General features: G+C 62.2%; 19 protein-coding genes. 2 read left to right on the top strand and 17 right to left on the bottom strand.

Features of this window, described 5'->3' with window-relative positions:
- Positions 1 to 3: 3 nt before the first annotated feature.
- The 6 genes from AVO45_RS02440 to purC form a co-directional block, all read right to left on the bottom strand.
- Positions 4 to 2,835, bottom strand: coding sequence for an Rne/Rng family ribonuclease (locus AVO45_RS02440; protein WP_068344132.1), 2,832 nt, complete (start codon positions 2,833 to 2,835; stop codon positions 4 to 6).
- Between the two features lie 508 nt (positions 2,836 to 3,343).
- Complete coding sequence (locus tag AVO45_RS02435) at positions 3,344 to 4,678, bottom strand: sigma-54-dependent transcriptional regulator (protein WP_068344131.1); 1,335 nt, start codon at positions 4,676 to 4,678, stop codon at positions 3,344 to 3,346.
- Positions 4,679 to 4,690: 12 nt separating this feature from the next.
- On the bottom strand, positions 4,691 to 6,469 hold the full coding sequence (locus AVO45_RS02430) for a sensor histidine kinase (RefSeq protein ID WP_068344130.1): 1,779 nt from the start codon (positions 6,467 to 6,469) through the stop codon (positions 4,691 to 4,693).
- A 36-nt stretch (positions 6,470 to 6,505) separates the two neighbouring features.
- On the bottom strand, positions 6,506 to 7,174 hold the full coding sequence (gene purQ / locus AVO45_RS02425; RefSeq protein WP_068344129.1) for a phosphoribosylformylglycinamidine synthase subunit PurQ: 669 nt from the start codon (positions 7,172 to 7,174) through the stop codon (positions 6,506 to 6,508).
- Between the two features lie 59 nt (positions 7,175 to 7,233).
- Positions 7,234 to 7,464: a phosphoribosylformylglycinamidine synthase subunit PurS gene (purS, locus tag AVO45_RS02420; RefSeq protein WP_068344128.1), complete on the bottom strand. Its 231-nt coding sequence runs from the start codon at positions 7,462 to 7,464 to the stop codon at positions 7,234 to 7,236.
- Between the two features lie 92 nt (positions 7,465 to 7,556).
- Positions 7,557 to 8,312 (bottom strand): phosphoribosylaminoimidazolesuccinocarboxamide synthase, encoded by a 756-nt coding sequence (gene purC, locus AVO45_RS02415; RefSeq protein WP_068344127.1) that lies wholly within the window; start codon positions 8,310 to 8,312, stop codon positions 7,557 to 7,559.
- Between the two features lie 160 nt (positions 8,313 to 8,472).
- Between purC and AVO45_RS02410 the strand changes: the two genes are divergently transcribed.
- Both AVO45_RS02410 and bmt read left to right on the top strand, forming a co-directional pair.
- A complete protein-coding gene (locus AVO45_RS02410) occupies positions 8,473 to 8,793 on the top strand; it encodes a DUF1476 domain-containing protein (RefSeq protein WP_068344126.1) in 321 nt (106 codons plus the stop codon).
- Between the two features lie 148 nt (positions 8,794 to 8,941).
- Positions 8,942 to 9,961 (top strand): betaine--homocysteine S-methyltransferase, encoded by a 1,020-nt coding sequence (gene bmt, locus AVO45_RS02405; protein ID WP_068344120.1) that lies wholly within the window; start codon positions 8,942 to 8,944, stop codon positions 9,959 to 9,961.
- An 80-nt stretch (positions 9,962 to 10,041) separates the two neighbouring features.
- On the opposite strand, the gene AVO45_RS02400 is transcribed toward bmt, so the two are convergent.
- From AVO45_RS02400 to AVO45_RS02350, 11 genes are all read right to left on the bottom strand, one after another.
- On the bottom strand, positions 10,042 to 11,601 hold the full coding sequence (locus AVO45_RS02400) for a S1 family peptidase (RefSeq protein WP_082688630.1): 1,560 nt from the start codon (positions 11,599 to 11,601) through the stop codon (positions 10,042 to 10,044).
- Between the two features lie 41 nt (positions 11,602 to 11,642).
- Positions 11,643 to 12,419, bottom strand: a complete 777-nt coding sequence (locus AVO45_RS02395) for an enoyl-CoA hydratase-related protein (protein ID WP_068344116.1) — start codon at positions 12,417 to 12,419, stop codon at positions 11,643 to 11,645.
- Positions 12,420 to 12,493: 74 nt separating this feature from the next.
- Positions 12,494 to 12,949, bottom strand: a complete 456-nt coding sequence (locus tag AVO45_RS02390) for a cytochrome c-type biogenesis protein (RefSeq protein ID WP_068344114.1) — start codon at positions 12,947 to 12,949, stop codon at positions 12,494 to 12,496.
- Complete coding sequence (locus AVO45_RS02385; protein ID WP_068344112.1) at positions 12,946 to 14,910, bottom strand: heme lyase CcmF/NrfE family subunit; 1,965 nt, start codon at positions 14,908 to 14,910, stop codon at positions 12,946 to 12,948. The genes AVO45_RS02390 and AVO45_RS02385 overlap by 4 nt, the downstream gene beginning before the upstream one ends.
- Positions 14,911 to 14,985: 75 nt before the next feature.
- Positions 14,986 to 15,564 carry a holin family protein gene (locus tag AVO45_RS02380; protein WP_068344110.1) on the bottom strand — a complete coding sequence of 193 codons (579 nt, stop codon included), beginning with the start codon at positions 15,562 to 15,564 and terminating at the stop codon, positions 14,986 to 14,988.
- Positions 15,555 to 16,166 carry a holin-associated N-acetylmuramidase gene (locus AVO45_RS02375; RefSeq protein WP_068344108.1) on the bottom strand — a complete coding sequence of 204 codons (612 nt, stop codon included), beginning with the start codon at positions 16,164 to 16,166 and terminating at the stop codon, positions 15,555 to 15,557. The genes AVO45_RS02380 and AVO45_RS02375 overlap by 10 nt, the downstream gene beginning before the upstream one ends.
- 149 nt (positions 16,167 to 16,315) lie before the next feature.
- Positions 16,316 to 16,762 carry a cytochrome c maturation protein CcmE gene (gene ccmE / locus AVO45_RS02370; RefSeq protein WP_068344105.1) on the bottom strand — a complete coding sequence of 149 codons (447 nt, stop codon included), beginning with the start codon at positions 16,760 to 16,762 and terminating at the stop codon, positions 16,316 to 16,318.
- 7 nt (positions 16,763 to 16,769) lie between these two features.
- Positions 16,770 to 17,798: an N-acetyl-gamma-glutamyl-phosphate reductase gene (argC, locus tag AVO45_RS02365; protein ID WP_068344103.1), complete on the bottom strand. Its 1,029-nt coding sequence runs from the start codon at positions 17,796 to 17,798 to the stop codon at positions 16,770 to 16,772.
- 93 nt (positions 17,799 to 17,891) lie between these two features.
- Entirely contained in the window at positions 17,892 to 18,701 is an 810-nt protein-coding gene (locus AVO45_RS02360) for a glutamate racemase (RefSeq protein WP_068344102.1), read from the bottom strand.
- Between the two features lie 8 nt (positions 18,702 to 18,709).
- Positions 18,710 to 19,588 (bottom strand): lysophospholipid acyltransferase family protein, encoded by an 879-nt coding sequence (locus tag AVO45_RS02355; RefSeq protein WP_068344688.1) that lies wholly within the window; start codon positions 19,586 to 19,588, stop codon positions 18,710 to 18,712.
- A gap of 78 nt (positions 19,589 to 19,666) precedes the next feature.
- On the bottom strand, positions 19,667 to 23,110 hold the full coding sequence (locus AVO45_RS02350; protein ID WP_276202390.1) for an indolepyruvate ferredoxin oxidoreductase family protein: 3,444 nt from the start codon (positions 23,108 to 23,110) through the stop codon (positions 19,667 to 19,669).
- Positions 23,111 to 23,212: the final 102 nt, after the last annotated feature.

Here is a 23,212-nt window from a genome sequence, read left to right as displayed (position 1 = left end):
CGATCAGGTTCCCAAAGACCACCAACCTCGGCGCTTGGGCTTGTCCTTTTTCTCCGGGGCAGGTGCGTCTTCGGAAACGCTCTCCAGCACCGGCTCGCTCTGTGCCGCCTTGGGCTCCTCGGCAAGTTCCGCAACAGGCTCTGGCTGTTCCGCTTCGATTTCGGCCTCTGCGGTGGCAGGTTCAGCCTCGTCAACTGCATCAGCAGGCTCCGCCACGGCCTGAGGCTCTTCCGCTTGCTCCGGCGCAGCCGCGACGATTTCAACGGCTTCCTCGGCAGTTTCCGCCGGAGCACCCGCAGCTTCCCCGGCCTCAGCAGCCGCGTCGGAAACAGCAAGCTCTTCGCTCGGCGAGATCTCGGCGGTTTCAACCGCATCCACGCTTTCCTCGGAAGTCTCTTCTTGTTTCTTCTTCCGGCGCGGCGCACGGCGCTTCTTGGGTTTGGGAGCCTCTTCTTCCGCTACCGCTTCGGGCGCAGTTTCGACCGGCGTTTCCGAAGCCTGCTCTCCGGCAACTTGTTCGGAGGATGATGCCTCTTCGTCCTGCACCCTGGTCTCCTCAGCGACATCGCCGTTGCCGGCACCCTTCTTGCGGCGGCTGCGGCGGCGGCGCTTGCGCTTGGGCTTTGCTTTGGGTTCCTCTTCCGTCCCGACGACGGTTTCTTCCTCCGCTTCGGAAGAATCGATCTCGTCCATCAGTTTGGCATCCACGGACACGACCGGAGCTGTCGCTTCGGGCACCATGCGGCTGGCGGTCTTGAATTTCTCCATCGAGAAATCCGGGCTCACCAGATGAACGTCGCCTTCGACCCGCACCGACATGCCATAGCGCGCCTCGATCTGAGCGATATGCTCGCGCTTTTGGTTCATCAGGTAGTTGGCGATGCTGACCGGGCACCGCACCAGAACCTCGCGCGAGCGGCGGCGGGTGCCTTCCTCTTCAATCTGACGCAGGATCGCCAAGGCCATGTTGTCGTCCGACCGGATCAACCCGGTGCCATGGCAGGACGGGCAAGGCTGCGTGGTTGCCTCGATCATCCCCGGGCGCAATCTCTGACGGCTCATCTCCAGCAAGCCAAAGCCCGAGATACGTCCCACCTGGATGCGGGCCCGGTCGGTCTTCAGCTTGTCCTTCAGCCGTTTTTCGACCGCCAGGTTGTTCTTGCGCTCGTCCATGTCTATGAAATCGATGACGATCAGACCCGCAAGGTCACGCAGGCGCAGCTGGCGCGCCACCTCCTCGGCGGCCTCAAGGTTGGTCTTGAGCGCGGTTTCCTCGATCGAGCCTTCCTTGGTGGCCCGGCCCGAGTTCACGTCGATTGCCACCAGCGCCTCGGTCACGCCGATCACGATATAGCCGCCCGACTTCAGCTGAACCGTCGGGTTGAACATCGAACTCAGGTAGCTTTCCACCTGGTAGCGGGCGAACAGCGGCAGCGGATCTTCGTACCGTTTCACGTTCTTGGCGTGCGACGGCATGATCATCTTCATGAAGTCCTTGGCGATGCGATAACCGCTCTCGCCCTCGACGAGCACCTCGTCGATATCGCGGCTGTAAAGATCGCGGATCGAGCGTTTGATCAGGTCGCCCTCTTCGTAGATCTTGGCCGGCGCGATGGATTTCAGGGTCAACTCGCGGATCTGCTCCCACAGACGCTGCAAATACTCATAGTCGCGCTTGATCTCGGACTTTGTCCGCTTGGCGCCCGCAGTCCGAATGATCAGGCCGGCGCCACTGGGCACGTCGATCTCGGCCGCGATTTCCTTGAGCTTCTTGCGGTCGGCGGCATTGGTGATCTTGCGGCTGATGCCACCGCCACGCGCGGTGTTGGGCATCAACACGCAATAGCGACCGGCCAGAGACAGATAGGTGGTCAGCGCAGCACCCTTGTTGCCGCGCTCTTCCTTGACAACCTGCACCAGCAGGACCTGCCGCACCTTGATGACTTCCTGGATCTTGTAGCGGCGCGGACGGGGCTTGCGCGGCGGACGGATATCCTCGATGTCGTCCTCTTCGGCAACGGACTCGATGGTTTCGTCCTTCTCCGAAGCTGCCGAAGGCCGGCTTTCCTCATCCTCGTCGGACTCGGCTTCCTCTTTTTCTTCTCGCTCCGCCTCTTGCTCGCCTTCTGCGGCCTCGCCAGCTTCCTCGGCCTCGGCACCGGTCGCCTCTTGCTGCGACTCAGCGCTTGCGTCGTCTTCGGGCACCTCTTCCGCCGTGCCCTCCGCGCTTTCTTCAGTTGCTTCGGCTTGAGCCGGGGCCTCCTGCCCCTTCTCGCCCTCGCCGTATTCCTCGGCAGGCGCATCCTCAGGCTCTTCGACCGGCGTTTCCGCGACCCGTTCCATCGGCGATGTGGCTTCAGGCACATCCAGATGGTCCTCGTTCTCACCCAGGTCGATGGTCTCCATGCCAGTCGGCTCCGAGGCCACTTCCCTGGTTTCGATCGGATCCTCGGATTTCACATCCTCGGCCTGCGTCTTCGAGCGCGACCGCCGCCTGGGCTTCGGCTTGGTTTCTTCCGCCTCGTCGCGCGCCTTCATCGCCTCGGCATAGGCGCGCTCTTCCTCCATCAGCGCCTCGCGGTCGGCGACGGGGATCTGGTAATAGTCCGGATGGATTTCGGAAAACGCGAGGAAACCGTGCCGGTTCCCGCCATAATCGACGAAAGCCGCCTGAAGCGAGGGTTCGACCCGAGTTACCTTTGCGAGATAGATGTTGCCTGCAAGCTGGCGCTTGTTTTCGGATTCAAAGTCGAACTCCTCGACCTTGTTGCCGTCCACCACCACGACGCGGGTCTCTTCCGCGTGGGTGGCATCGATAAGCATTTTCTTTGCCATGTTTCCTTGGTGCACCGATCCGAAGGCGTCACCCTACCCTGGCCGGGCGGGCGGGCGCTCTTGGGGTGGTGTCTTGTCAGGGCGATTTCGGACGGCGCGCAGCAGGGTCTGGCGTTTTCGCCCCCTGCCCGGTGTCTCAATCGTTGCGCGCGCGTCATCGCGGTTCTTCTCCGACAGGCACGGCTAGGCCGCTCACCTGCCCACTAATTCCTTTCCCCCGAAAGCCCGGGCGAAAGCATTCCACTGCCCCTTGCTGGGGCACAATCGGTCTGCTTTGCCCTGCGGGGTTCATCGCCATCCGAGGCAAAGCAGCGAAACTCTAAGATTCTGGGTACCAAGGCACATCACGGCCCTGCCCGTTCTGCCACAATAAAAGCACTCCTGTGGAAAAGACAATGGGCAAACTGCACGACGCCCCCGACGCATGCGCCCATCCCCTTCATCTGGCCACAAATATCCCGGGGGTGAATTGGCCTGTAAGGCCAAGAGGGGGCTGGCCCCCTTCACGCTACAGATAATCCGAGCGTTGCAACCCGTATTTCGCCATCTTCTCGTTCAGAGTCCGGCGCGGCAGGCACAACTCCTCCATCACAGAGGCAATCGACCCCTTGTGGCGGCGCATCGTGTTGTCAATCAGCATCCGTTCGAACGCCTCGACATATTCCTTGAGCGGCTTGCCCTCCGTCGTCATCACCGGCTGCATTTCGTCATGATCCGACATCAGCAACGAGGCGATCGTGCCCGATCCCCTGCGCGACTGCAGCACAGCGCGTTCGGCGATGTTGATCAGTTGCCGCACATTTCCCGGCCAAGGCGCCTGCAACAGCTGCGCGGCTTCCTGGGCGGATACCTGCGGCGCATCGCAGCCGTATTCCTCGGCGAACTGTTCGCTGAGGCGGGTAAAGAGTGTCAGGATGTCCTCGCCCCGCTGGCGCAGCGGCGGCATGGTGATGCGCAACGCGGCCAGCCGATAGAACAGGTCCGGCCGCAGCACATCCTCGCAGGTCTTGCCGGCCTCCTGCAGGTTCGAGATGGCGACGATCCGGGTTTCCGCCGGGGTTCCCTGCTCGTTCATCACGCTCAACAGCTTGGCCTGCAACGTGTCGCTCAGCGCCTCGATATCCTCCAGCACCAGTGTACCGCCTCGCGCCTCTTCGATTGCAGGCAATTGCGAGTCCTCGGGCATCATCGGGCCGAACAGACGCTTGGACAGCGCCTCTTCCTCCAGGGCGGCACAAGAGATCAGCACGAATTTCTTGCCTGCCCGGCTTCCCACCGCGTGCAGCGCGTGCGCCACCAACGTCTTGCCGGTGCCGGTTTCGCCGTCGATCAGAACATGGCCGTCGGCCTGCCCCAGATCGAGGATGTCCTCTCGCAGACGTTCCATCACCGGGCTGGCGCCGATCAGCTTTTCCATGATCTGAGTCCCGCCAGACAATTCGCGCCGCAAAGCGCGGTTGTCGAGCGTCAGGCGCCGCGCGTTGCTGGCGCGTTTGGCCAGTTCCGACATCCGATCGGGATTGAACGGCTTTTCCAGGAAATCAAAGGCCCCGACCCGCATCGCCTCGACCGCCATCGGCACGTCCCCATGCCCCGTAATCATGATGACCGGCAGGGCGCTGTCCACCCCCATGAGTTTCTTCAGCAATTGGATACCGTCCATGCCCGGCATCTTGATGTCCGAGATCACGATTCCCGGATAGTCCGGTCCCAACACCTTGAGCGCGTCTTCGGCGCTGGCGAAGGTTTCGGTGTCATAGCCCGACAGCGCCAGCCATTGGCTGATCGACTGGCGCATGTCTTGTTCGTCATCCACGATGGCGATTTTCATGGCCTGTGCCATAGTCATTCCTCGTCATTCGGCGGCCTCGAGGCCGTCTTTGTCCAGTATTGGCAGGCGCATCTCGAAAACCGCTCCGCCATGCTGACCGTTGCGCGCAGTCAGCCGTCCTCCATGGTCGTTCACGATCCCCGACGAGATGGCAAGCCCCAGCCCGACCCCGTCGCCCGGTTGCTTGGTGGTATAGAACGGTTCGAACAGGTTCTCGATATTCTCGATACCATGCCCGTTGTCACGCACCGTCAAGATGGCGGTATCCCCCGCCGCCAGGATGATTTCCACATCCGGGTCTGATACAGATTTGGTGGCATCCAAGGCATTTCTCAAGAGGTTCACCATAACCTGCTCCAGACGCATGCGGTCACCCATCACCATGACCGGCTCTTCAGGCAGGATCTGCGTGATCTTGACATGCCTCTGACGCAATTGCGGCTCCATCATCGACAGCGCCGAGGCCAGCGCATCGCCCAGATTCACGGGCGAAAACGCATCCGCTCCTTTGCGCGCATAGGATTTCAGCTGTCGGGTGATCGCCCCCATGCGCTCGATCAGGCCGTCGATGCGCCCAAAGCTTGCAAGCGCCTCTTCAGGCCGATTGCGTCGCAACAACAGACGCGCCCCGGCGAGATAGGTCTTCATGGCCGCAAGTGGCTGGTTCAACTCGTGGCTTACCGCCGCCGACATCTCGCCCAATGCGGCCAGTTTCGAGCTCTGCGCCAGAGTCTGCTCGGCCACCTCCAGGGTTTTTTCCACCCGTTTGCGCTCAGCAATTTCCCGCTGCAGCCGGGCGTTCAATGCGCGAAGCTCCGCCGACTCGCGCTGGAATAGCGCCATGCGCAAGGCCGTTCTGCGACTCAGCGCATAGAAAACCAGCGCCAACAGAATCGCGAAGCCCATGATTTCCAACGCCAACACGCCATTCACCCGCTCGCGAATCGACGCATAGGTAGTGAAGGACGTCATCTTCCATCCGCGAAACGGTATGCGGTTCTCCGTGCGCATCACCGCCTCACCCTGCACATAGGCGTCGGGTGGCAGAGCAGTCCAATCCGTCGTTGCCCGGATCGCGCGCTCGATGGCATTTTCCGGCGGCTGCCGCAGCAAGGCCGCGCTCTCGTCCACTCCGCGCCACTGAGGCTCGGTGGAAAGGATGATGGTGCCGGTGCTGTCTGTCACCATCACCGCATCCGAAATCCCCGCCCAGGCGCGCTCGAATTTCCGCAGATCGACCTCGACGGCGATGACCCCGAGAATTTCTGCCCCCGCCTCCAGACGCCGCGCATAGTAGAAACTGTAATCACCCGCCTCGCGCTGGATTACCGAGAAAACGGTGGAATTTGAACGAATCGCATCAACGAAAAATGGCGAATTCCTGTGCGCTTCGCCCAACCGGTTCCTGTCCGTGGCCGCCACCGACCGCCCATCCCGGTCGAGCAGCATCAGCGAGGCGGCCCCGATCTCATCGACGAAAGAAATCAGGCGCTGCGTCGACAGCGAGTAATCACTCGAATGCAAGGCAGCGATCAGCGTCGGATCGCGGGCCAGCAATTGTGGAACGATGGCGTTTCGGCGAAGTTCGCTGATAAGGTTGCCGGAATACAGCGCCAGACGCAGTTCCGCCCGGTTGCGCGTACTTTCGGTGAACCTGTCGGTCAGCAACCGATTGGTGACCCAGACCGTCGCGGCGGCGATCACCAATAGAATGATCACCGCGGTGCGCAACCGCCACCCCAGCGATCCACCGCCAAATCGGGACCGCCAGCTTTCCTGCGTCGGATCTTCTTCGGAACTCATGGCCCGAAGCTAGTCCTCCCGGGCCATGTGCTCAAGTCACGCCGGCGTCAATACACCCGCCAATGCGCGGAAGAGCGCCGCCCCATCCGTGCCACCATGCCCAGCATCGGCAGCCCGTTCGGGGTGCGGCATCATCCCCAAAACCCGCCGGTTCGCCGACAGGATACCGGCGATATCGCCACGCGATCCGTTAGGATTCTCGGTATAGGTGAAAGCGATACGGTCCTGATCGCGCAGCGCCGCCAGGGTTTCATCATCTGCGAAATAGTTCCCGTCGTGATGCGCGATCGGAATCTGGATCACGCTACCGGCTTCATAGCCCTCGGTGAACGCGCTGTCGGCGGTTTCCACCTTCAGTCCGACGGTGCGGCAAATATATTTGAGGTTCGCATTGCGCAGCAACGCGCCCGGCAGGATACCGGTCTCGGTCAGGATCTGGAAACCGTTGCAGATCCCGATGGCGTAACCACCTTTTTCGGTATGCTCCACCACGGCCTTGCAGATCGGCGACTGAGCCGCGATTGCGCCGCAGCGCAGATAGTCGCCATAAGAGAAACCTCCCGGCACACCAACGATGTCCACGCCCTTCGGCAGGGCGGCATCCTTGTGCCAGACCATCTCCACCTGGAAGCCGGCCTGTTCGAACGCGACAGCCAGATCACGGTCGCAGTTCGATCCGGGGAAAACGACAACGGCTGCACGCATGGCAGAACCTCCTGGGTCTCGGTATCGGTAGGGGAACGGCGGCCGAGCGGCCGACAGGATCAGAGCATCTCGATTTCGTAGCGTTCGATCACGGTGTTGGCCAACAGCTTTTCGCACATCTCGGCCACATCCGACTCGGTCGCGCCCTCTGCCAGTTCGAGGTCGATCACCTTGCCCTGCCGCACGCCTTCGACCTTGTCGAAACCCATCGCGCCCAGTGCATGGCGAACCGCCTCGCCCTGCGGGTCCAGAACCCCGTTTTTCAGCATCACATGCACACGTGCCTTCATCTCACGTCGTCCTCTGGTTCGCTTGCGAAACCCGCGGGCTTCACCTTTTTCCAAATACTCAATTGCACCGCCCGACCAACCGGGCGGTGCCGTCAGTTGATCAGAGTGGGCTTCGACACCGCGCTCTTGGGCATTACGCCAAGGCGGCGCGCCACTTCGGAATACGCATCGGCCAAGTTCCCCAGATCGCGGCGGAACACATCCTTGTCCAGCTTCTGCCCGGTTTCGATGTCCCACAGGCGGCAGCTGTCGGGGCTGATCTCGTCGGCCACGATCAGGCGCTGGTAGTCACCTTCGTACACCCGGCCGATCTCGATCTTGAAATCGATCAGGCGGATGCCAACGGCCAGCATCACACCGCTGAGAAAGTCGTTCACCCGCAGCGCCAGGCTGAGGATGTCGTCCATGTCCTGCTGGCTGGCCCAACCAAAGGCGGCAATGTGCTCTTCGGTCACCAGCGGATCACCCAGCGAGTCATCCTTGTAGCAGTATTCGACGATCGGGCGCGGCAGCTGCGTGCCCTCGGCGATCCCGAGGCGCTTGCTGATGGAACCGGCCGCATAGTTGCGCACGATCACCTCGAGCGGGATGATCTCGCAGCTGCGCACCAGCTGTTCGCGCATGTTCAGGCGTCGGATGAAGTGGGTCGGAACTCCGATCTGGTTCAGCCCGCTCATGAAGAACTCGCTCAGGCGGTTGTTCAGCACGCCCTTCCCTTCGATCACGTCCTTCTTTTCAGCGTTGAAGGCGGTGGCATCATCCTTGAAATACTGAACGATGGTTCCCGGCTCGGGGCCTTCATACAGGATCTTGGCCTTGCCTTCGTAAATCTTCTTGCGACGCGCCATGAGCGACCTTTCCAGTCTGGGGCGAGGGAATGAGTCCCTTCGCGTTGGCGCCCTCATAAGGCAAGCGCCGTTGTGTCGCAAGCTGGCCGCGCCCTCTTGCAGATGCGGCATAGCGGCGTCATACCTGAATCGAAGAAAAATTATCCAGGGGAACGCACCCATGACGACTTTCGACGATCGCGAAGCCGCGTTTGAAGCCAAATTTGCCCATGACGAACAGATGCAGTTCCTTGCCCGGATGCGCCGCAACCGGTTCATGGCCGTCTGGGCCTCGGCTCTCAAGGGCGAGACCGTCGAACAGGCCCGCAAATATGGCAATGAGCTGATTCACACGGACATTCAGAACGTCAGCGAGGACGACGTCGTCAATGCCGTCAAATCCTATCTGGGCGATCTCGCCGACGAACAGACGATCCGAGGAAAAATGGCGGAACTTCTGGCTGAAGCCAAGGAACAGCTTCTGACCGAATCCAACCGGTAAGGCAGACGTCGCGGCCGCCGGCGGTCTCCCGACGCGGGACTCATGATCTTCATGAGTTTTATGAGTTTGATTTGACGCCCCGTTCATGAGACACGGGGCGTCTCGATTTCAGGCATCCGCGCGATGCCACGACAACGGATCCACGAACATGACCAATGCATTTGCCGACATGCTCGCCGATTTTGACGTCATCCTCGCCGATGGCGCCACCGGCACCAACCTGTTCAACATGGGCCTGCAATCGGGCGACGCGCCCGAGCTGTGGAACACCGACGCGCCGGACAAGATCACGGCGCTATATCAAGGCTCGGTCGATGCCGGCAGCGACCTGTTTCTGACCAACACCTTCGGCGGCACCGCCGCCCGCCTGAAACTGCACGACGCGCAGAACCGCGTGCGCGAGTTGAACCGGGTCGGCGCCGAACTGGGGCGCGAAGTGGCAGACAAGGCAGGACGCCCGGTGATCGTTGGCGGATCGGTCGGCCCGACCGGCGAAATCATGGAGCCCGTCGGCACCCTGTCCCATGCAATCGCGGTCGAGATGTTCCATGAACAGGCCGAAGCCTTGAAGGAAGGCGGCGTCGATGTCCTGTGGCTGGAAACCATCAGCGCACCGGAAGAGTTCCGCGCCGCGGCCGAGGCCTTTGCGCTGGCCGACATGCCCTGGTGCGGAACGATGAGCTTTGACACCGCGGGCCGGACCATGATGGGCGTGACCTCGGCGGATCTCGCTCAGATGGTGGAAACCTTCCCGAATCCGCCGCTGGCTTTCGGCGCCAATTGCGGCACCGGCGCGTCGGACATCCTGCGCACCGTTCTCGGGTTCATGGCCCAGGGCACCGAACGCCCGATCATTTCCAAGGGCAATGCCGGAATTCCGAAATACGTGGACGGCCACATCCACTATGACGGCACGCCGGAACTGATGGGCCAGTATGCCGCCATGGCACGGGATGCGGGCGCAAAGATCATCGGTGGCTGCTGCGGAACGATGCCCGACCACCTGCGCAAGATGCGCGAGGCGTTGGACAGCATCCCGCGCGGCGACCGACCGACGTTGGATCAGATCACGGCCGCCCTGGGCCCGTTCACCTCGGCCTCTGACGGAACCGGCGAAAACACGTCCGGCGAAGAGCGTCGGGGCCGCCGGGGCCGCCGCCGCGCCTGACCCTTTCGGGCCGCGCAACAGACCATTGATCCGGGCACCGAGCCGCCTGCGGGCGGCTTGGTTTTGACCGGCCCCTGCGCCTACTGGCTTGCGGAAATGGTTTCCAGCAAGCGGCGCACCTGCTCTACCGGAACGCCAAAATTCGACCCGCCGAATTCCGGTATGATCGCCGCGTTCACCGCCACGACCTCGCCTTTCAGGTTCAGAACCGGGCCACCGCTGCCACCATGGGTGGTTTCAGCGTCATAGACCACTGCGGCACCTGTCACCTGCCCGACGATTCCCCGGCTCGACAGCGGTGACATCAGACCTGCCTCGGACAACCTCTCGGCCACCTGCCAGAAACCGGTCTCGCCGCGTTCACGCAGTTCCTTGACGAATTCCTCGCCGGACTGCGCCAGCAGTGACATGAGCCCGGTCGGGAAGCCCATCACCAGAATCTCCTGCCCGGGAACAGGTGCCTGTTCCGCCAATGGCAGGCCGGGTGGCAACTCCACCCCTTCGCCTGGGATCAGCAGGGCGAGATCGGCGGTATCGCTGGCTGCGACCAGGGACAGGTCCAAAGGCCCGATACCGCCCGGAAAGTAGGCCACGAAGCGGGTCATCACCGGCTCCATCGCCTCTCCGCCCATTTGCACACCCGGCTTGTTCGCCCACGGCACGGCCACATGCCTGTTTGTCACGATCAGGCCGGTGTCCCGCAAAACGAAGCCCGTGCCGTTGAACTGCACCTCGGCGACCGGCCCGTCACCCTGCAACGACAGCATCGGCTGCCCGTTCGGCAGCCGCAGAGGCATGCCGCCCGGCCCCATGACATGCCGCAGCATCTGACCGGTCTCGCGGTGCCGCAGCCCATACCCTCCCTGGATGAAAGCGACCGAGCCCGCCGCCTGACCGACGACACGCATGGCCGCCCCCGAGCGCGCCTCGAGCGTCTTCAGCCGCTCGGCCTGCACGGACACCCGCGCGCTCAGCTCTTCTTCGAGCGCAGCCAAGTCACCGGGCCGAATGGCCTCGCGCTGCGCCTCGGACAGCGCCGCCGCGACCGCCTCGACTTGGAACCGCCCGCTCTCGATCTGGGCGCGGAGGCTGCGGTCTTCTCTGAATTGCAGGATGACGGCGATGCTCAGGGCAACCAGCGCCACCAGAACACTGACGCGAAACACAAGGGTCGCATCGGTGCAGACCCGACCGCAAACGCCCCACATGGCCCGCCCCAGCCTTTGCAGGAACGGCCTTCGACTGGTGCGCATGTAGGACCATGCGTCGCTCAGGATTTCGGGCAGAGTGGGTTCTGGCCTGTGCTCTTCGTCATAGACGCGGAACCGCGACAGTGGGCCGATCTCGCCGAATTCGATCATGTCCCCTTGTGACAGGCGGGCCTGTTCCACCTTCTTCCGGTTGACCCAGATGTCTGCGCCCTCGGCGGCCAGGACAGAAAACTCCGTTCCGTCCCGCAGTACGCGCGCCACATGCTGGCCTTCCAGCAATTGGGCGCCCGGCACAACGACGCGCAGGCTGCCCCTGCCGTCCAGCCAGATGTCCATGGCATCGGCTGTTATCCAGGAATAGTGGCCGCGGTTCCGACCCGTCAGATGCTCAAGAACCGCAGCGCAGGGGCTGGGTGTCGGAGCGGTCATGTCCTTTACATGACGCGCCTTCACCCCAATTTGTCAATGCTTTAGCGCCCTTCGAACTTCGCCGGGCGTTTTTCGAGGAACGCAACCACGCCCTCGGTGAAGTCACGCGTCCGACCGCATTCGCCCTGCAAATGCGCTTCGGTCTCCAACTGCTCGGGCAGGGTCCGGTCGAAGGACCCCCGGATTGCCTTCTTGATCGCGGCGAAGCCCGCCGTCGGGCCTTTGGCAAGATACATCGCGCGCTTGCGCCAGTGGGCCTCGAACTCGTCGTCGGCCACGGCCTCCCAGATCAGGCCCCAATCATCGGCCTGTCGTGCGCTGATCTTGTCGGCGAAAAGTGCCGCGCCCATCGCCTTGGCCAGCCCCATCTGCCGGGGCATGAACCATGTGCCGCCGGCGTCCGGCATCAGACCGATCCGCGCAAAGGCCTGCAGGAAATAGGCGCTTTCGGTGGCAATCACCACGTCCGCGCAAAGCGCCAGGTTTGCGCCGGCCCCGGCCGCCGGGCCGTTTACTGCGGCGATCGTCGGAACCGGGCAGTCATAGACCGCTTCGAGCATCGGCTCATATTCGTCCCGCAGAGACCGTTCGAGGTCGATCTCTCCCGCGCTGGAGGCGTCGCCCAGGTCCTGCCCGGTGCAGAAAGCACCCCCCGCTCCGGTCAGAACGATGGCGCGCGCGTTTTTTGCCCCCTCTTTCATCGCATGCGTGATTTCCGCCCGCATCCGTGTGGTCAGCGCATTCATCTTGTCCGGCCGGTTCAACGTCAGAACGGCCAGATCGTCACTGATTTCGAACGTGATGGTTTCATATTGCATCGGGGGTCCTCGCCTGCGTTCCGTTTGTCAGCAAACTGACGCAAGCGCCCCTTGGGGAAAAGCAAAACCGCGCGTCACTCTTCGAGAATCTGGCGCAGGCGTTCCTTTTCGCTTTCCGTGAGCTTGGCCTCGACCGGGGCTGCTCGGGCCGTGGAACGGTTGCGCACGAATCTCCACCCCATGAACGCAGCCACCAGCATCATCGCCGGCCCGGCCAGCCAGAGCACCCAATTGGCGCCCGAGGTCGTCGGCTTCAGCAGGACATATTCGCCATAGCGGTCAACGATATAGGCAATCGCCTCTTCGTCGCTGTCTCCTGCCACCAGCCGTTCGCGCACCAGCAACCGCAGGTCGCGGGCCAGTTCGGCGTTGCTGTCGTCGATGCTTTCATTCCGGCACACCAGACAGCGCAACCCCTTGCTGAGCTCCCGCGCGCGCTCCTCCAGAACCGGATCGTCCAGAACCTCGTCAGGCTGAACCGCGAACAGCGGCCCGGCCATCAACATGAAGATCAAAACAAGGCGTTTCATTCCGCCGGCACTCCTGTGCTGGGGGTCTTGCGGGCGCCGGCCGCAACGCGGAAGCGGCGGTCGGACAGGCTCAGCACACCGCCAAGCGCCATCAAAATGGATCCACCCCAGATCCAGTTTGCAAAGGGCTTGATGTAGGTCCGCATGGTCCAGTTGCCGTCGGCCTGCTGGTCCCCGATCACAACATAGACGTCACGGGTAAAGCGATAGTCGATCGCCGCCTCTGTCGTTGGCATCCGCGCCACTGGGTAATCCCTCTTTTCGGGGTGCAGCGTCGTGATGAAACGGCCGTTCCGCTCCAGCGTCACCGTACCCATCGTCGAAAGGTAGTTCGGGCCCTCTACGCGCCGCACGTCCTCGAGCGTCAGGGTAAACCCGCCGACCTCAAAGGGCTCGCCGATTCGCGCCACGCGGATGTCCTCGACCTCCCAAGCCATCAGCCCGGCAATGGCGAACATGGTGATCCCCAGACCGGAATGTGCCACCGCCTTGCCCCAGTCGGCGCGAGGCAGCCGCATCAATCGTGACAGGCTTCCCTTTCGCCCGGTTCGACTCCACAGGTCGACCGCCGCACCGAAAGTGATCCAGGCCCCCAGGAACAGGCCCACAGGTGCCAACGCGCTGCGTCCGGTCTGCATGACCCAGACGATGATGGCCAGCGCCAAGGCCAGCCCGAAAGCATAGCGCAGCGACCACGCGACCTTACCCAGCTTGCCGCGTTTCCAGGGCAACATCGACCCCAGCGGCAGGATCAGGCCCAAGGCCACCATGAAGGGCGTGAAGGCCGCGTTGAAAAACGGCGCGCCGACCGACAGCTTCCGGCCAAACCCCATCTCGGCCACGATCGGCCACAGCGTGCCGAAGAACACGACGAAGCAGCTCACGGCCAGAAGTATGTTGTTCACCACCAGCGCGCTTTCCCGGCTGACCATGCCAAAGACGCCCTTGGCCTCCATCGCCTGCGCCCGCGCGGCAAAAAGGGTCAGCGCGCCCCCGATGAAGAACGCGAGAATCGCCAGGATGAACACGCCGCGTTCCGGGTCGTTGGCGAAGGCATGTACCGAGGTCAAGATGCCCGAGCGCACGATGAAGGTGCCAATCAGCGAGAAGCCGAAGGCAATGATCGCCAGCAGGATGGTCCAGCTTTTCAGCGCCTCGCGCTTTTCCACCACGATGGCCGAATGCAGCAGCGCCGCCGCCAGCAGCCAGGGCATGAACGAGGCATTCTCGACCGGATCCCAGAACCAGAAACCGCCCCAGCCAAGCTCGTAATACGCCCACCATGATCCCAACGCGATCCCGATGGTCAGGAACACCCAGGCCGCCAACGTCCACGGCCGCACCCAACGCGCCCAGGCAGCGTCCACACGCCCCTCGATCAGCGCCGCGACGGCGAAGCTGAACGCCATGCTCAGGCCCACATAGCCGAGATACAGAAACGGCGGGTGGAAGGCGAGGCCCGGATCCTGCAGCAGCGGGTTCAGGTCCCGACCATCGAATGGCGGCACCGCAAGTCGCTCGAACGGGTTGGAGGTGAACAGAATGAAGGCAAAGAAGGCGACAGCGATCGCCGCCTGCACCGACAGGACCCGCGCCTTGAGCGTCGGCGGCAGCCCCCCACCGAACCAGGCGGCCATGGCGCCAAACAAGGTCACGATCAGCACCCACAGCAGCATCGAGCCTTCGTGGTTCCCCCAGGTTCCGCTGATCTTGTAGAGCATCGGCTTGGCCGAATGACTGTTAGATACGACCACGCGCAACGAAAAGTCCGAAACGACGAAGGCCCAGACCAATGCTCCGAATGCAAAGGCCGTCAGCAGGAACTGCGCGGTGGCTGCGGGCTCGGCCATGGCCATCCAGCCGGACCAGCGTTTCTGGGCACCCACCAATGGCACGACGGTTTGAACGATCGCGACGAGGAAGGCGAGGATGAGGGCGAAGTGACCAAGTTCGGTAATCATGGGCCGACATATAGTCTCTCGCTCCGACGAGTGCCAATCACTTTAGCCCCCCGACAGCGCACATAGTGTCGCGCTTCATATCTGCCGAAGCCTGCGCCAGTCGTCGAGCGCCGGATTCGCATCGGGTTCAACCGATGACTGAGCGACCACCGAGTCCGTCCCCGGGTTGGCTGCGCCGACATCGCCTGCCCGCATGGCCCGCAACGCTGCGATGTTTGCCACCACCTGCGGAGCTTTGAACATGGCCCCCGCGACCTCGCGCTGCAGCTCCTGCGCCTTGGCCTGATGGCGCGCGCCAAAGTAAAAGGACACGACCACCCCCAACAGCCACCACAACGGTTCAGGAACCAGCGCCAGCCCCTGCATATGCTCTGCGAACCAAAGTGGATTCACCATGGCCGCAACGAACAGTCCTAAAGTTCCCAGGGCCAGGGCGGGACGTGGCAACCTGTTCACCCCGTCCATGAAGCGGTCAAAACGGCCCTTTTCTGGCGTCGCGAATTCGGCGGCGAATTGCGCCATCGCCTGCCCCTTCACCACCGCAGCCCGATCCGCCCCCGACTCTGCATTCTCCCGGAATACCTCGGCCGTTTCGCGCAGCACATTGCGCTCGCCGCCAAACAAAAGCGTCAGAACAGTGGAAATCAGCCCCATCCCGCAATCCTTTTCTGAAACTCGGTTTCGCTCAAACGATAGCGCGGCGACATGAATTCTTCGGCACGCCTGATCCACCCCCCCTTCCCCCCCCTTCGACTGCGGACAAATTTCCGCAAGCCAGGCCGCGTGTCCGCAAGCCGAAAATAATAGTTTCTTCGCGCCACCCCATAAGCATCGCGCAACAGGACGGGGTCCGGCTCTGCAACCTCATTTACCGCGCGCAAAGTCCTGGGCCCGATCACTCCATCAACCGCAACCGATTGGCCCATCTCGCGAAGCAACCGCTGCAGGATGCGAACCGCGTGAGAGCCGGCATTCACGTACATGTCGAACAAGGACGCCCTCAATTCCTCTCGAACTTCGTGAATTCGTGGCCTCCGGTAATAATGGGTCAGAAAGATTTCCACCGCCTGTGCACAGGTCACCGCGTGGACGTCCTCCAGTCCAATTTCTCCGTCCTCTGTCAGGTCCAGCCCCAACCGGCGCAGCGTCCCAAGTGTCACGCCATGTTTGGTCGCCCCGCCGGGATCGTCCGGGTCATTCACGAAACCACCCTCCCGACTGACGATCTCTTCCGCAATCTGCCTAGCAGTCAGCATCTTCCGAACCTCCACGCCTTTGCCGGAAGCCTCAGGCAGAAAACTTAACGCCCAAAAACCGAAAAGGGCGCTACCCGGTCAGACCGCGCAACGCCCATCCTTCATCTATTCCAAAATACTCCCGCCGGAGGCACGCGGCGCAGCCGCGTTCAGCTTTCGCCGGGCTCCTGATAGACTCCTTGCTCCTTGAGCGCGTCCATCACCTCTTTAGGCATGTAGGTTTCGTCGTGTTTCGCAAGAATTTCAGTGGCTTCAAAGACACCGTCAACGTAACGCCCGGTGCCGATCATCCCCTGGTTTTCGGCAAAGAGATCGGGCAGAACGCCGGTGTAGACCACCGGAACGCTCGCACCACCATCAGTGACCGAGAACCGCACCGTCTCGCCCTGGTCACGCACCAGGGTTCCTTCCTCGACCAAGCCGCCCATACGGAAAACCTCCGTCGGTTCAGGCGGTTCTGCGATGACCTGGCTGGGCGCGCGGAAAAAATTGATGCCGTCCCGCATTGCATAGCCGATCAGCCCCGTGGCCAGCACCAAGGCCACGACAGCCAAGAGGATGACTTGAATACGGCGTTGTTTCTTCAGCGATTTCATCTCGTCCTCACGGGAAAAGCGGGGCCATCATCAGGCCCGTGGTCTCATTCTCACCTAGCATCAGGTTGGCGTTCTGCAAGGCCTGCCCACTGCTACCTTTCGTCAGGTTGTCCAGCGCGCCGATGACGATGGCGCGCCGCTCGATCCGGTCGGCGGTGACGCCGATATGGCAGAAGTTCGAACCCCGCACATGGTGGGTGGAAGGAGCTTCTCCAAAGGGCAGCATCTTGATGAACGGTTCGTTCTCGTAGGCACGGCACAACGTCTCGTAGACGCTCTGCGGATCGCCATGCACATAGGTCGTAGCCAGAATGCCCCTGTTCGCCGGAATCAAGTGCGGGGTGAACTGAACCTGCACGGGACGACCGGCGATCTTCGAAAACTCCTGATCGAACTCGCCCAGATGCCGGTGAGTGCCACCGATGGCATAGGCGTTGTAGCCTTCGCTCAACTCGGCATGCAGCAGGTTTTCCTTGAGCGACCGCCCCGCCCCGGACACCGCGCATTTGAGGTCAAGAATGATGTCATCCAGATCAATCACCCCGGCCGCGATCAGCGGCCGCAGCACATATTGCCCGGTTGCTGCATTGCAGCCGGTGCCGGCCACCAGCCGCGCAGTGCGGATTTCCTCACGGTAGAACTCGGTCAGGCCATAGACAGCCTCGGCCTGCTGTTCCAGCGCCACATGCGGATTGCCATACCACTTTTCGTATTCCGCAGGATCGCGCAGCCGGAAATCCGCTGACAGATCAACAATCTTAAGGGTCTTGGGAAGCTCGCGAATAACCTCTTGCGACGTCTTGTGCGGCAGTGCGCAAAAGCACAGGTCGATCTGGCCGAAGTCGATTTCGGAAATCTTGCACAGCACCGGCAGGTCGAGGTGCCGCAGATGCGGAAAGACCTGCGCCATGCTCTGCCCGGCCTTGCGTTCGGCGGCCAACGCAGTGATCTGCATGTTCGGATGCTCGGAGATCAGCCGAACAAGCTCTGCACCGGTATAGCCGCTGGCGCCAAGGATTGCGATTTTGTGGGTCATGGCAGACCTCTCGTCTTCGATGTCACATGTCACGACCGTCGATGCGACGGTCCCGGAAATAGGAAAAGGGAACGGGGCCGTCCTTGACCGAAGTCAGGCAGCCTGAAAGGTGATCGGTCGTCGGAGAAACTGCGTCGCGCGGTCGCTGACGAAATCCGGACGACCGGTGGTCAGGAATCCACCTTCTCCCGTGCCCAACATATCGGGGTGCCGTTGCAGATAGTCCGCCAGGCTTTCGGCAACCAGCGCCCCCTGGCTGAAAACCTTGACCTCGGGCCCCAGCGCCTCCTGGAAAGTCGTCTCCATCAGAGGGTAATGGGTGCAGCCCAGAACGGCCGCCTGCGGATGGGGCATCTTGCGTTTCAACGCGTCCACATGGGACCGCACCAACGCCTCGGCCAGGATCAGGTCGCCCTCCTCGATCGCATCGACCACACCGCCGCAGCTCTGCGCCTCGACATCGACGCCGATGGCCCGGAAGGCCAATTCGCGCTGGAACGCCCGGCTGGCCACGGTCGCCGGGGTCGCGAAGAGCGCCACATGTTTGACCTCAACCTCACGCGGAGGCGAATTGTCACCCCAGTGCCGCTCGGTCAGGGCCTCGATCAGCGGCACGAAGACGCCCAGAACACGCTTGCCGGGGGGCACGCCTTCCTCCTGCATCCGGCGCAGCGCCGCAGCGCTGGCGGTGTTGCAGGCCAGAATCACAAGGTTGCAACCCCGGTCCCACAGGTCATGCACGGCCTTGCGGGTGAGTTGATAGATATCCTCCGAATCCCGCACGCCATAGGGCGCGTGGGCGCTGTCGGCGAAATACAGGAAATCCACCTCCGGCAGACGTTTCTGCGCGGCATTCAGGACGGTCAGCCCGCCCAACCCGGAATCAAAGATGCCTACTGCCATTTGCCCCTTCAGGCGCGATGCCGTTCCTCGAATTCATAGCCGTAGTCGTAAGACTTCAGCGGCGTCGGGGAAAGCTCATACGTGGCTTTGCGCAGAAAATCCATCATCTTGCGCATGTCACCTGCCAAGGGGTCGAGAATGTCGCGCCCGATGGGTTTGCCGATGACCACGTCCACCGGGGTATCGACGCGCTTCTTGAACTCCTTGATCAAAAGCCCCATGCGCAGCGTGCTGTGCAGATGGCTTGCGATCTGGAACAGACGCGAAGTATGCCCATCGAAGAAAACCGGCACCACAACGGCGTTCGACTTCGACACCATCCGCGCGGTAAATCCGCGCCAGCCCGGGTCCATCGGATGCGAGAACGGCCGGACCGCCGTGCTGACTGTGCCGCCGGGGAAAACCCCGATCGCTCCCCCCTCTGAAAGATAGCTCAATGCGGCCTTGCGCGTCTCGAGGTTCAGCCTCGTCGCCTCCTTCGTTTCATCGAATGCGATCGGCAGGATGGTCTGGTTCAGATCCTCGGCCTTGCGGAATACGCGGTTCGCGAGGATGCGAAAATCGCCCCTGGTTTCCGACAGGATGTGCCCCATCATCAACCCATCCAGAATGCCATAGGGATGGTTGGCGATCAGGATCAGCGGGCCGTCCTTGGGAATGTTCGACAAGGCCCCGCCTGTGACGCTCAACGTGAGCCCGTAACGTTCGACCATCACCGACCAGAAGTCACGGCCGTTCGCCACCTCTTTCTCGTAACCTTCTGCGCGCTTGATCAGGCGCAGCCGCCCGGTCGAGTTCTCCATCAGGCGGATCACGACCCGCCCGCCCCTGGTCGAGGCGGAATGGGCGTAAGAGATGTCGCGGGCGATATGTTTTCGCGAGGCCATGCGCTGCTCCGAATTGCTGCCCGCCAAATAAGGGCAGGCAGCAATCTTGCATAGCTCTTGCAACAGAAGTGCGACGGTTTATTCCGCCGCCTTCTTCATTTCCGGACCGCCCTGACGGATCACCGCCAGCAGTTCTTCGCGCCGTTTGGCCGCCTTGGCCTCGTTTTCCTTCATGACCGGACCAAAGCCCCGGATCTTGAGCGGCAGCTCCGCCAAGGCAATGATCGCGTCACGGGTCTGCGGCGTCAGCTTGGGCAGAACCTCTTTCATGTCCTTCTCATACTGTCGGATCAATGCCCGCTCCATCCTGCGGTCCGCGCTGTAGCCAAAGATGTCGAGCGGGGTTCCCCGCGTCCATTTCATCTTGGCCAGCAGCTTGAGCGGCCCCAGCATCCATTCGCCGTATTCCCGCTTTTTCGGGCGGCCATCCGGGCCCTTTCCACCCAGGATCGGCGGTGCGAGATGCAGGGTCATCTTCGGCTCACCGTCGAACTCGCTTTCCACCTTTTCGCGGGTGGTCAGCAACATCCGGGCCACTTCGTACTCGTCCTTGTAGGACAGCAGCTTGTGGTATCCCTTGGCGACCGCCTCTTTCAGCGCCGCATCTTCGATACCGTCCACCATGGCGCGATACCGCTTTGCCAGACGCTTGCCCTGATAGGCGACAAGGTGGTCGGCTCGGAAATCGATCTTTTCCTCGAGCGTCTTGGGCAGTTCGACCACGGTCGGCTTGAGGATCTTTTCGACCTCCTGCGGATGCAGCACGGCCCAGCGACCGATTTCAAAGGCACGCTTGTTGCGTTCGACTGCCGCACCGTTCAGCTCGATCGCCCCGATGATCGCATCGTGGCTGATCGGCAGCAGACCGCGCTGCCATGCGGCGCCAAACACCATCATGTTCGAAAAGATCGAGTCGCCCATCACAGCCCGCGCCAGTTCCGAGGCATCGAACAGGTCCAGCCGATCCCTCAGCCTGGCCTCGAGCGCCAGCGAAAGCTGCTCGGTCGGAATATGGAACTCGGTGTTCCGGGTGAAGTCGCCGGTGATGATCTCGTGGCTGTTGACCACCGCGCCGGTCTTGCCTGACTGCGTCAGGCCCAATGTCTTGGCCCCCGCCGACACGACCAGATCGCCGCCGATCAGCGCGTGCGCCTCGCCGGTGGCGACGCGGATCGCGCTGATGTCCTCGGGCCGGTTGGCCAGACGGCAGTGGATATGCACCGCCCCACCCTTCTGGGCCAGGCCTGCCATCTCCATCATGCCCGCGCCCTTGCCGTCGATCTGCGCCGCCTGCGCCAGAATGGCCCCGATGGTCACGACCCCGGTGCCGCCGACACCGGTGATGACCACGTTATGCGTGCCGTCGATCTGCGGCAGTTCAGGCATCGGCAGGTGCGGAATGTCGATCTCGGTCGTGGCTTCCTTGCGGATCTTGGCGCCCTCCAGCGTCACGAAGGACGGGCAGAACCCGTTGAGGCACGAATAGTCCTTGTTGCAGCTCGACTGGTCGATCGCCCGCTTGCGCCCCAGTTCGGTATCGACCGGCACGATCGAAACACAGTTCGACTGAACGCCGCAATCGCCGCAGCCCTCGCAGATATCGGTATTGATGAACACACGCTTGTCGGGATCGGGGAACTCGCCCTTCTTGCGGCGACGACGTTTTTCGGCGGCACAGGTCTGGACATAGACGATGGCCGAGACGCCCTCGATCTCGCGGAAACGTTCCTGCACGTTCATCAACTCGGCCCGTTCATGGGTCTCGACACCCTTGGGCAGGGCCGCGAAGTTCACCTCTTCCTTCTCGTCATAGACAACGGCGATGTGCTTGACCCCCATCGCGTTCAACTCGTTGACGATCTGCTCGGCGGTCAGATCCCCCTCGTTGTGCTGGCCGCCGGTCATGGCGACGGCATCGTTGAACAGAATCTTGAAGGTGATGTTGGTCTTTGCCGCCAAGGCAGCCCGGATCGCCTGCACGCCCGAGTGGTTGTAGGTGCCGTCGCCCAGGTTCTGGAACACATGCTTGGTGGTCGAGAACGGCGCCTCGCCGATCCAGTTGGCGCCTTCGCCGCCCATCTGCGTGAAACCGGTGGTGTTCCGGTCCATCCATTGCACCATGTAGTGGCACCCGATCCCGGCATAGGCGCGGCTGCCATCGGGCAGCTTGGTCGAGGTGTTGTGCGGACAGCCCGAGCAGAAATAGGGCAGGCGCGTCGCGATCTCCTGCGCATTGTCGGCCCGGCGTGCTTCGGCCAGCTTGGCGAGACCCGCGCGGATTCCATCCGTGTCGCGCCCCTCTTCGATCAGGATGTCGCCCAGCTTTTCGGCGATCATCACCGGGTCGAGCGCACCGCGCGTGGGGAACAGTTCCTCGCGGTGCATGGTCCCGGCACCGCCCTTGTACCAGCCATAGACCCGGCGTCCGCGACGATCGTCAAAGATCGCCTCCTTGACCTGCACCTCGATCAGCTTGCGCTTTTCCTCGACGATGATGATCAGGTCCAGCCCTTCGGCCCAGTCGTGGAAGCCTTTCATGTCCAGCGGGAAGGTCTGGCCGATCTTGTAGGTGGTGATCCCCAGCCGCTCGGCCTCGTTCTCGTCGATGTTCAGCAGCGTCATCGCATGGACGAGATCCAGCCAGTTCTTGCCCGCAGCCGCGATACCGATCTTGGCGCCGGGCTTGCCCCACATGCGCCTGTCCATCTTGTTGGCATGCGAGAACGTCTCGGCGGCAAAACGCTTGTAGTCGATGATCCGGGCTTCCTGCAGATGCGGCGTGTCACCCAGCCGGATGTTCAGCCCACCTTCGGGCATGTCGAACTCGGGCGTCACAAGGCTCATGCGATCCGGGCGGCCATCGACGACCGAGGTCACCTCGATCGTGTCCTTCATGGTCTTGAGACCGACCCAGACACCCGCGAACCGGCTCAATGCGAAACCATAGATACCGTAGTCGAGGATTTCCTGCACCCCGGCCGGACTGACCACGGGCATGTACATGTCAACCAGCGACCATTCCGACTGGTGCAAGACCGTCGAGCTTTCGCCCGTGTGGTCATCGCCCATCGCCATCAGAACGCCGCCGTGCCTGGACGTGCCGGCCATGTTGGCGTGCCGCATCACGTCACCTGAACGGTCAACCCCCGGCCCCTTGCCGTACCACAGGCCAAAGACGCCATCGAACTTGCCATCGCCCCGCAGACCAGCCTGCTGGCTGCCCCACAGCGCGGTGGCGGCCAGGTCTTCGTTCAGCCCGTATTGGAAAAGGACGTCATGTGCAGTCAGGTGCTTGCGCGCCCGCTCCATCTGCAGGTCCACAGCCCCCAGCGGAGACCCTCGATACCCGGTCACAAGCCCCGCAGTGTTCAGCCCCGCCTGCCGGTCGCGTTCCTTCTGCATCAGCATCAGGCGCACCAAGGCCTGCGTCCCGTTCAACAGAACTGGGCTTTTTTCCAAATCGAACCGGTCATTGAGCGATATTTTCGCCTGACTCATCTGACGTCTCCCCTTCGCCGGAATAGAGTGCGTTATGCTGCACCCATATTAGGTCATAATTTCTGACCTGTATAGGCGATTTTTTCCTCTTTCCGTTTCAACGTCCTTGTTTGCTTGTGGAATTTG

Source organism: Ruegeria marisrubri (assembly GCF_001507595.1).
Classification (GTDB): domain Bacteria; phylum Pseudomonadota; class Alphaproteobacteria; order Rhodobacterales; family Rhodobacteraceae; genus Ruegeria; species Ruegeria marisrubri.
This window is presented reverse-complemented; position numbering and strand designations above follow the sequence as displayed.